General features: G+C 43.6%; 3 protein-coding genes. 1 reads left to right on the top strand and 2 read right to left on the bottom strand.

The genetic code is table 11. The features are described from left to right. The coding region (locus VF500_RS31730) for a hypothetical protein (RefSeq protein ID WP_330863499.1) at positions 1-365 on the bottom strand (365 nt) is incomplete at its 3' end. Between the two features lie 304 nt (positions 366-669). Beyond that, complete coding sequence (locus tag VF500_RS31725; protein ID WP_330863498.1) at positions 670-1,266, bottom strand: short chain dehydrogenase; 597 nt, start codon at positions 1,264-1,266, stop codon at positions 670-672. 141 nt (positions 1,267-1,407) lie between these two features. On the opposite strand from VF500_RS31725, the gene VF500_RS31720 reads away from it, so the two are divergent. Next, positions 1,408-2,918: AMP-dependent synthetase/ligase (locus VF500_RS31720; RefSeq protein WP_330863497.1), on the top strand; the 1,511-nt coding region annotated here is incomplete at its 3' end.

Below are 2,918 nucleotides of genomic sequence, written 5' to 3'. Positions count from 1 at the left end.
ATCACAGCCATACGCTTGCCCATAAACTGAATATCAAGGTGGGTTACTACAAAATCACCTTCCTGTATCGCCCTGATGATCGGCGATTTTACACCTTCGGGAGGTAACGGTAACGTTTTCAGGTAATTGATCATTTCGGTTATACCTGCCCTCCCCTGTTTAACGGTAGGATTATGTTGTTTATAATTTTCGACTATAAATTCGGGGATCATTTCTGCTTTGCGCTGCCCCACTATTTGCTTATAAAATGAAAGCACTTTTTGCTTATTGGTTATAGTATCCATATAAATACATGATTTGGCGGCCCGGGCGCTGCATATTAAAATGCAGCATAAGCCCAATGCCAATATTGGAGTAATTTTCATTACTGTTAAATAAAATTTAATTAGAAATTTTCAGACAATACAAAACACTACCGCAAACTGCAGCGTGTTACCGAACCTGTATAAACAGGCTGGGCCTTTAGGCGACCCTTGTTTTATATGTGGAGATAGTAATTATGAAGTGAAGATAGCGAAAGTTTGGAAATAAAAACCATCTCTGACATAATATCAAATGGAACAGGTAAAAACTATGTCATTGCGAGCGCAGCGCGGCAACCGCACGGAAGCATAGCCGCTCTGCATAGTATGCGATTGCCACGCTGCGCTCGCAATGACATGTTGTACTTTAAAACACCCTGATCACCTGCCCTGTAATAGCGCCGAGCACACTTTTAACGTAAGCATTTGCCACCTTGTCCATAGCTACGGGAGCGTGGCCGGGGAAATATTCAAAATAGCCGGGCGAATCTTCAACCACGCCGGGACTGATGGCATTGATCCTCACGCTATTTTCCAGTTCAATGGCCGCGGCAAGCACAAAAGCGTTTAACCCACCGTTGATAGTTCCAAGGTTAGCGCCATTGATCACAGGATCTTCAGACAGGATCCCCGATGTAAGCGTGAACGAACCTTTGGCATTAATATAATGCTGACCGATCAGTACCAGGTTCACCTGGCCCAGTAGTTTGCTTTCAATACCTTTTTTAAAATCAGCAGGTGTTGTGCTGGTCAACGGGCCAAAATGCCCGGAGCCTGTAGTACTCACGAGGGCATCAAAAGGGCCAACCTGTTTGTAAAATGCTTCTATTGATTCGGGAGAGGTAATATCCAACTGAAAATCGCCGCTTTTTGAGCCGGCAGTAATGATCTCATGTTTACCCTGAAGTGCTTCAGTAACCTTTTTGCCGATGGTGCCGGTAGCTCCTATTATAATTATTTTCATAGCTTTTGTTTTTATACAAGTTTAATGTAACAACTTATCATACACATCACAAAAAAGTAAAAGAATATGAGCGCTATAACCCGCTTCGTTCGTTATTTTGTAAAATAGAATTAGCTTTGTTTCCAATATCCAATTATATAAATGACTAAAAATACCGAGCTTTCAACTGTTCCAAGTTTCATTCGCAATACCGTTGCCAATATCCATCCCTTAGAGTATACTTTCCTGCTCCATAAAGTTAAAGATACCTGGGTTGAGATCAGTTATGGCGAAGCGTTAGAAAAAATAGATGCTATTTCGGCCTGGTTCCTGCATATCGGTATCAGGAAAGGCGACAGGCTTTCGCTGATCATCGAAAACGGGCCCAATTATGTTTATTACGATCAGGCCCTGCAACAGATTGGCGCGGTTAACACCTCTATATATCCCACCCTTACCGAAAACGAGATCGAATATATCCTGAACGATTCGGGAGCACGCACCATCATATGCGGTAACCCATTCTTATTCAGGAAAGTTTTAAAAGTGGCAAACAGCTGCCCGGAACTGATCCGCCTGATCCCTGCATTTGATGACTTTGAAAAATTCAGTGATAAAGTAAGTTTAAATGCCGGTGTTGTTAGCTTTGAACAGGTAATTGCCGAAGGCCGAACATTGGTTGAGCAATATCGCCACGCTATCAACGCGGCGCGCGAAGCCATCCTAACAACAGATACTTCGTGCCTTATTTATACATCAGGCACCACAGGTGTACCAAAAGGGGTTGTATTAACGCATCATAACCTTACACAGAACACGATCAACAGTCTCATTCAGATCCCGTTTGTTGAAAAAACAGATAGGTTTCTGTCATTCCTACCGTTGTCGCATGTATTTGAACGCACCATTTACCATATAGCTATTTACCAGGGATCACAAATTGCCTTTGCTCAAAGTCTTGAACTGCTGGCCAAAAACATGGCCGAGGTTAAGCCTACTATACTTTGCTGCGTACCACGCTTACTGGAACGTATCCATGATAAAGCTATTAAAAGCGGCACATCAGCCGGTGGCCTTAAAACCAAGATCTTCCTTTGGGCATTTGAGATCGGCAAAAAAGTGCGCCTGGTACAGGAAGCCGGTAAATCGCCTAATGTTGTTCTGAAAGCGCAGCATGGTATTGCTGAAAAGCTGGTATTCAGCAAGATCAAAGAAAAAACCGGCGGACAGCTGAAATTCATGGTATCCGGCGGTGGTGCCTTGCCTAAAAATATCGGTGAATTTTTTGGAGATCTGGGCATCGTCATTTTAGAGGGTTTTGGTTTGACTGAAACATCGCCGGTAATGGCTGTTACTGAGCGCCACAGGGTAATTTATGGTACCGTTGGCCGCATTATTCCCGGTATTGAAGTGGCTATCCAAAATGTGGATACCAAACAGATCTATAGCATCCAAACACACGACAACTTTAAAGAAGATACCCTTACCGAAGAGGGCGAAATCATTGTTCGCGGGCATTGCGTAATGAAAGGCTACTGGAACAAGCCCGAAGAAACCGCTACTGTTATCGACTCGCACGGCTGGTTCCATACCGGCGATATCGGCAGGTTTTTCCACGGTAACCTGCAGATCACCGATCGTCTTAAAAACATGCTGGTTAATGCTTACGGTAA

The sequence above is a fragment of the Mucilaginibacter sp. genome, from assembly GCF_036383575.1.
Taxonomy (GTDB): Bacteria; Bacteroidota; Bacteroidia; order Sphingobacteriales; family Sphingobacteriaceae; genus Mucilaginibacter.
This window is presented reverse-complemented; position numbering and strand designations above follow the sequence as displayed.

Coding starts and splice junctions, on each gene's coding strand:
- VF500_RS31725 (WP_330863498.1), bottom strand. CDS start 1,266: ATGAAAATAATTATAATAGGAGCTACCGGCACCATCGGCAAAAAGGTT.